Annotated in this window: 6 protein-coding genes and 1 tRNA gene; 2 read left to right on the top strand and 5 right to left on the bottom strand. The window is 75.0% G+C overall.

What is annotated here, in order from left to right; translation table 11 throughout:
* The 3 genes from H3C53_04410 to H3C53_04400 form a co-directional block, all read right to left on the bottom strand.
* The coding region (locus H3C53_04410) for a hypothetical protein (GenBank protein ID MBW7915917.1) at positions 1–400 on the bottom strand (400 nt) is incomplete at its 3' end.
* A 142-nt stretch (positions 401–542) separates the two neighbouring features.
* Positions 543–812, bottom strand: a complete 270-nt coding sequence (locus H3C53_04405; protein ID MBW7915916.1) for a hypothetical protein — start codon at positions 810–812, stop codon at positions 543–545.
* Positions 813–926: 114 nt separating this feature from the next.
* Positions 927–2,624: a DNA repair protein RecN gene (locus H3C53_04400; protein MBW7915915.1), complete on the bottom strand. Its 1,698-nt coding sequence runs from the start codon at positions 2,622–2,624 to the stop codon at positions 927–929.
* A 115-nt stretch (positions 2,625–2,739) separates the two neighbouring features.
* Here H3C53_04400 and H3C53_04395 point away from each other — a divergent pair, with 115 nt between their 5' ends.
* Complete coding sequence (locus tag H3C53_04395) at positions 2,740–3,624, top strand: hydroxymethylglutaryl-CoA lyase (protein ID MBW7915914.1); 885 nt, start codon at positions 2,740–2,742, stop codon at positions 3,622–3,624.
* Here H3C53_04395 and H3C53_04390 read toward each other — a convergent pair.
* Complete coding sequence (locus tag H3C53_04390; protein ID MBW7915913.1) at positions 3,614–4,609, bottom strand: DHH family phosphoesterase; 996 nt, start codon at positions 4,607–4,609, stop codon at positions 3,614–3,616. The two genes, H3C53_04395 and H3C53_04390, sit on opposite strands and share 11 nt — an antisense overlap.
* A gap of 47 nt (positions 4,610–4,656) precedes the next feature.
* On the opposite strand from H3C53_04390, the gene H3C53_04385 reads away from it, so the two are divergent.
* The gene (locus H3C53_04385; GenBank protein ID MBW7915912.1) at positions 4,657–5,985 is read left to right on the top strand and encodes a serine protease; all 1,329 of its coding nucleotides are present in this window, start codon (positions 4,657–4,659) and stop codon (positions 5,983–5,985) included.
* A 33-nt stretch (positions 5,986–6,018) separates the two neighbouring features.
* On the opposite strand, the gene H3C53_04380 is transcribed toward H3C53_04385, so the two are convergent.
* A tRNA-Ile gene (locus tag H3C53_04380) sits at positions 6,019–6,095 on the bottom strand.
* Between the last annotated feature and the right edge of the window lie 115 nt (positions 6,096–6,210).

The following is a 6,210-nucleotide window of genomic DNA, read 5'->3' as shown; positions in this document are numbered from 1 at the left end:
CGCCCAGCTCCGGGGCCACCGCGGCGGCGGGACCTGCCAAGCTGGGGCGGCGGCTGCGCGCCTCGCGCCGCAGGCGCGGCTCGAGGCCGATCATCAGGAAGAAGTTCTCGAGGGCGTTCTCGCGGCCCTTGATCTCCGTGTGCTCGGGCAGCTCCGACCCCGTCACGAACGGCAGGTCCTGGTAGGCGCGCAGGGCCGCCCGCGCCGCCTCGTCGGGACCGCCGTCCTCGGCGATCTTGCTCAGCTCGGCGTAGACGCCGCGCCTGGCCTCGGCGTGCTGGCGGAACGCCTCCGGGTCCGGCGTCTCCGGCGCGCGCAGCAGGTCCTGCTTCGCGATGCGCCGGTAATGCTTCAGACCGCGCAAGATCTCCTCGGTGCTGAGAACGACCTTCACGTCCATTCCTGCTCCTTCCGGACCCGTGGGGCCGCGATGCTCGGGCGGGTCCATTGCTCCTGGCGGGGTGGTGACGATGATGAACGCGCCCCAAGCCTCCGCCGGTCGCATGGTGCGCGGCGGAGGCTTGGGGCGCCGTGTTGCACTGTCAGGCCCGGAGGCTACGGCGCGGGTAGGACGACGCCTCGCGCTCCAGTGGCGAGTCGGGTTCGGTGGTGGCCGCGCCCCTGCCCGTCGGGGGGCGTTCGGGCAGACCGAGGGCGAGGCGCCCCAGCGCCGCGAGCTCGTGCGCGTCCGAGGCGTACCCGCAGGCCGGGCACTCCAGCTCCTCGAACCCTTCGACGTAGTGGTAGGTGATGGTGGCCGTGGAGCCGCAGCGCGGGCACGGCTCGCCGTCGTGACGGCCTTCCGCGTCCATCCTCAGGCGCTACAGCGGGATCGGCGCTGCTCCACGTGCCCAGCATAGCGCAGTCGCGCCGTGGCCCTGGTGTGACGCGACCGCCCGGGCGCGAGGCGAGGCCGCCCGCGCAGCTCAGCCGTCGGCGCTGCCCTGGCGGCGGCCGGCGCGGGCGCCGGTGCTCGCCCGCGCCCGGTTCTTGGCGCCGGCGGGGGCCGTTGCCAGCGCCCCGGCGCGCGCCAGGAGCTCGGCCGCGTGACGCATGGAGGCCTCGGTCAGGGTGCCGGACAGGAGCCGCGCCAACTCCTCGACCCGCTCTGGCTCGGCCAGGCGCCGCACGCGCGTGACGGTGCGGCCGCCAACCTCCGCCTTGTCGACCTTGAAGTGCGCGCTCGCGTAGGCGGCCACCTGAGCCAGGTGCGTGACGACCAAGACCTGCCGCTCCCCGGCCAGGCGGGCGAGCAGCGCGCCCACCTGGTCGGCGGTCCTGCCACCGACCCCCGCGTCGACCTCGTCGAAGGCCACGGTCGGGATGTCGGAGCCCGTCACCAGGTGGAGCGCCAGCATGATGCGCGACAGCTCGCCGCCGGAGGCGGCGTCGGACACGCGCTTCAGCGGCTCCCCCGGGTTGGCGCCGAAGAGGAACGCCACGTCGTCCGCACCCGAGCGGCCGCGCTTCTGAGCGGGCGCGACCTCCACCTCGAAGCGGGCGGCCGGCAGGCCCAGCGCCACGAGCAGCGGGAGCACCTCGACCGCCAGCGCCCCGCCGGCGGCGCCCCGCGCCGCCGTGAGCCGCCGACCGAGCTCGTCCAGCTCGACCCCCAGCGCTCGCTCCTCGGCCTCGAGCCGCGCGACCTCGTCGTCGGCCCCCTGCAGCCCGGCCACCTCGGCGGCCGCCGCGGCCCGGTACTCGAGCACGGCGGCGACGTCCGGACCGTACTTGCGCTCGAGGCCCTCCAGGGCCGCCAGGCGCGCCTGGACGTCGTCGAGCCGCCGCGGGTCCGCGTCGAAGTCCGACAGGAACGCCTCCACCTCGGTGGCGACCGCGCCGAGCCCCCCGACCAGCTCGCGCAGGTCCCGCGCCAACGGCGCGTAGGCGGCGGCGTAGCGCGCCGCTCCCTCCAGCTCGCGCAGGGCCTCGGCCGCGAGGGCGGCGGCGCCGCCGTCGTCGCCCGCCAGTGCCGCCAAAGCCCTGGAGCCCGCCAGCACGATCCGCTCGGCGTGCTGCAGCGCGGCGAGCTCGGCGGCGAGGCTCTCGTCCTCGCCAGGCACCGGGGCGACCCGGTCGATCTCGCTCAGTTGGTGCGCCAGGGTGTCGAGGCGGCGGGAGCGCTCCCTGCGGGCGGCGCGCAGCTCGTCCAGCGCGGACGCGGTCTGCTGCAGGGCCGCGAACGCCTCGCGGTGCCGCGCGAGGGCGCCCCGGTCGCCGGGCGCCAGCAGCCGGTCGAGCTGCTCGCGTTGCGCGGCGGGGGAGAGGAGCTGCTGGGCGGCGTGTTGCCCGAACACCCTCACGGCCGCCCCCACGGCCGTCGACAGCTCGGCGACGGTCACGAGCTCACCGTCGAGGCGCGCCCCGTGGCGTCCGTTGACGGCGACGCGCCGCGACGCCGAGCCGAACGGCGCGCCCTCGAACGTTGCCTGCACGAGCGCTGCCTCGGCGCCGGCCCGCACCACGCCGACGTCTGCCCTGCCGCCGCTGAGCAGCTCGAGGGCGTCCACGACGATGGACTTGCCGGCGCCGGTCTCGCCGGTCAGCACGTTCAGGCCCGGCGCGAGGTCGAGGGCGAGCTCGTCCACGATGGCGAAGTCGCGCAGTTCCAGCGTCCGCAGCACGCCTCCAAGTATAGGGAACGCCGCCGCGTCGGCCGGCCGGCGCGCCCGGTCGCGACCGGGCGCCGTTGGGCCGTTGCCCGGTGCCGCGGGGGCGGGGCCCGGGTACACTCGCGGCATGGCCGCTCCCGATTGGGTCACCTGGGTGGAGTGCCCGCGCGACGCCTGGCAGGGGCTCGCGCACGCGCCCCCCACGGCGCTGAAGGTGCGGCACCTGCAGGACCTGCTGGCCGCCGGCTTCGCGCACCTAGACCTCGGCTCGTTCGTCTCCAGGAAGCTCGTTCCCCAGATGGCCGACACCGAGGAGGTCCTGGCCGCGCTCGGTCCCGCCCCGGGCGCGGACCTCCTCTGCATCATCGGGAACGAGCGCGGCCTCGAGCGAGCGGCGGCGGCCGCGGGAGTCACCAGCGTCGGGTACCCGCTATCCGTGAGCGACACGTTCCAGCGCCGCAACGTGGGGCGCTCCGTGCAGGAGTCGTGGGAGCTGGTGGCGGGGCTGCTGGCGGCTGCCGGCGCGGCCGGGCTCGACCTGGTCGTCTACGTCTCCATGGGCTTCGGTAACCCGTACGGCGACCCGTGGAGCCCGGCGGTGACGGCGGCCGCGGTGGCGCGCCTGCGCGAGCTAGGGGTGCGGCGCCTCGCGCTCGCGGACACGCTCGGCGACGCGAGCGCCGAGGTGGTGCGCGCCGTCATGGCTGAGGTGTCCGACCCGGCCGGGTTGGGCCTGCACCTCCACGCCGCGCCCGGGGCGTGGAGCGACAAGCTCGAGGTGGCGCTAGCTCACGGGGTCAGGTGGTTCGAGGGGGCCCTGGGTGGGGTGGGCGGTTGCCCGTTCGCGGCCGACGCCCTCGTCGGCAACCTGCCGACCGAGCACGTGCTGCCGTGGCTGGCCGCCGCGGGCCTCGTCGTCGCGCCCGACCTCGCCGCGCTCCCCGCGCTGGCGCGGGCCGCCGGCGAGCTGGCGGGGGTCGGGGCGGCGGGGCGCGCGCCGCTCACTCGGTAGTCCCCCGCCTCAGTTCGTCGGCCACGGCCGCCAGCATCGAGGCTTCCGCCTGCGCGAGCGTGCCGGCGACGGTCGCCCCGGCCGCGGCCACGTGCCCGCCGCCTCCCAGCGCCAGGCAGATGCGCTGGGCCGACGCGCCGGCGCGGGCGCGGACGCTCAGCTTCACGGTCTCGCCCCGCTCCTTCAGGAGCACCGCCACCATGGCGCCCTCGGCGTAGCGGATGACGCCCACGAAGTCGTCGGAGTCGTCGTCGGGGCTGCCGCCGCGCATCTCCTCCGTGAGCTTGGCGTACACGAGCCGCCCTTCCTCCGCGAAGGTGACGGTGGCCATGACCTTGGAGAGGAGCGTGAAGTAGCCCGGGGGACGCCATTGCAACCTGTCGGTGAGCTCGCCGTAGTCGACGCCGGCCTCGATCAGCGCGCCCGCCGTCGTCAACGCCTCCGTGTTGGTGTTGCCGAAGCGGAAGTTGCCTGTGTCCGTCAGTATCCCCGCCAGGCAGGGCGTGGCCAGGGCGCCGGTCCAGTCGACCCGTAGCGCGTCGACGAGTTCCTTGATGAGCACGGCGGTGGCCGCCTTCGACGGCTCGACGACCGCAAGGTCGCCGAAGCGCGAGTTGGTGCCGTGGTGGTCGATGTTGAAGACCGCCGCGGCGCCCTGCACGGGTGCTCCCGCCACGCGCCCGGGGTCGCCGGCGTCCAGGACGAACAAGAGGGTGCCGGGCTCGAGGCTCGCCAGGGGGGGCGCCAGCTCGCCGGCCTCGGCCAGGAACCCGAGGTAGGCGGGGGGCGTGAGCGGCACCGTCACGCGCTTGCCGAGGGTCTCGAGGGCGCGCGCCAGCGCGAGCGCGCTGCCGAGGGCGTCGCCGTCCGGATCGACGTGCGCCACCACGACGATGGGGCCGGTCCAGGCGCGCGTCCTGCGCGCCATCTCGGCGAGCACCTCGCCGTAACGGGCGTCCCCGCGGTTGTCGACTGTCACTGACATGAGGGCCATGATACTTGCGCCGGACGCGCGGCCCTCATAATGGGCCCATGGATTCTCGCGATGGCGGGGGCAGGCACCTGCCGGTGGAGCACCAGCTTCAGGCGGACGAGCACGGGCCGCGGCCGGCCGGCGCCGCCGTCCACGACGCGCCGGCCGGCGAGGTCGGGCCGGCCGGCGGAGCGGCGCGCCTGCGGCAGGTGCGCGCCTTCACCTGGGTGCTGCTGGCGCTGCTGGCGCTCACGGCGGTGCTGGGCAGCAGGTTGCGGCCGGAGCCGCGGCTCGTGCACGTGGCCGGTACGTCGCCCGCCATCGAGGCGCCGACCGGCCGGCTGCTCACCGCCTTCGAGAACAGCCGCGACGCGACGGTCAGGCTGGAGGCCCGCTGCGTGAGCGGCGGCCGCAGCCGCGTCCTCGGGGTGGGAACCGGCTTCTTCGTCGACGAGTCGGGGCTGCTGCTCACGGCCTATCACGTCGTGGCGGCGGAGACCAACGCCCCGTGCCGCGCTCGCCTGGTGGCCGTCACCACGGACAGGTTGGAGTACCCGGTCGAGCTCGTCGGGTTCGACGCCTACATGGACCTGGCGGCGTTGAGGGCGCAGGTGACGACGCTGGTGCCGTACATCCCGCTGGCGACGCGCACGCCGAGCCCGGGCACCAACGTGGTGGCCATCGGCAACAGCCGCGACGACTTCATGGGCGCGCGCGCTGGGCGCGTGACGCGCCTCGGGGTGCAGGCCGGCCGGGCCGACTTCGCGAACGACACCATCGAACTCACGAACTCGCTCGCGCCGGGCGACTCGGGCGGGCCGGTCGTCAACGACAGGGGCGAGGCGGTGGGCGTCGTCAGCTACATCAGCTTCAACCCCAACGCCATGAGCTCGCAGTCGTACGTCCCGCCCTTCCTGCAGGGGTTGAGCCTGACGCGGGACTTCGCGGGCTACGCCGTCCCCTTGACGCGCGGCAGCGACCTCGTGACGGGCGTCCTCGCGGGCGAGCGGCGCGACGTGCCCGTGGTGGGGTTCAGGTGGCGCGAGGGTCTCGACTACGATCCTGCCAGGAGCCCCCACTACCTTGGCCCGCGCCCCGGCCCGATCGTCGATAGGGTGGAGCCCGGTGGGCCGGCGGCCATGGCGGGGTTGCGCAGCCTCGAGCAGGAGACGGTGGTGAACGGCGACGGCAGCGTGACGGTCACGCCGGTCGCCGACGTGATCGTCGCGGTCGACGGCCGGGCCACCCCGACCTTCTACGACCTGCTGGCCGTCGTGCGCAGCAAGCGGATCGGCGACGTGGTCACGCTGACGGTGCAGCGTGGCCCCGCGACGTTCAGGCTCGAGATGAAGCTCGCCCCGAGCACGGCGGTGTTCGCGACCGACTGAGGAGGTTCGGGTTGGGGCGGGCTGCCGTTCGGATGGTGGGCGATAGTGGACTCGAACCACTGACCTCGTCGTTATCAGCGACGCGCTCTAACCAGCTGAGCTAATCGCCCACGCCTGCTCGTCTTGGCGCCGGGAACGGCCGTGGCGCCGCGAGCGAAGCGGAGGATATCACGCGGCTCCGACGCGTGCAACCGCGCGCAGCGCGCGTCCGCAGCGCGCGTCCGC

This window comes from Trueperaceae bacterium, assembly GCA_019454765.1.
Taxonomy (GTDB): domain Bacteria; phylum Deinococcota; class Deinococci; order Deinococcales; family Trueperaceae; genus JAAYYF01.
The sequence above is the reverse complement of the archived record's forward strand: the minus strand, read 5'-3'. Positions and strand labels throughout refer to the sequence as shown.